The organism is Mesorhizobium sp. M4B.F.Ca.ET.203.01.1.1, assembly GCF_004791025.1.
In the GTDB taxonomy this organism is placed as follows: Bacteria; Pseudomonadota; Alphaproteobacteria; order Rhizobiales; family Rhizobiaceae; genus Mesorhizobium; species Mesorhizobium abyssinicae.
Window position 1 is genome coordinate 1 of sequence record NZ_SRUO01000117.1, and the last position, 365, is coordinate 365.

At 73.4% G+C, this 365-nt stretch carries 1 protein-coding gene; it reads right to left on the reverse strand.

The annotated features are described in order from the left end of the window. On the reverse strand, positions 1-258 hold a 258-nt coding region (locus EN846_RS33905; protein WP_210236145.1), incomplete at its 3' end, for a hypothetical protein. Positions 259-365: the final 107 nt, after the last annotated feature.

The window sequence follows — 365 nt, forward strand, 5'->3', positions numbered from 1 at the left end:
ATCGGCACTGGCCTGCGCCGATTGCAGGCGGTCACCCATGTCGCCCAGTTCGCCGGGCAGGGTGGCCATGCCGTTGGCGAACGCGGCCAGCAGGGGCTCCGGCGCGTCGGCCCCGGCGAACAGCTGCTGCCGCGCCACGCCACCGCCGCCCTGCAGCACCACACGATCACCCCGGCCGTCGTCCGCCGCCGCACGCACGCGTGCCGGCGGCCCAAGGGCGGTGCCGGGTGCAGGGCGGGGATCGGGCTGGTCCGTCATCGAGCGAATCCTGGGGCTGGCAGGGTCTGGTTCCAGCATATCGGCGCGGCCGCCGAGGGCTTGAACGGCTAGGATGGGCGACAGGATGCCGTAGTGGAGGTGGGGAT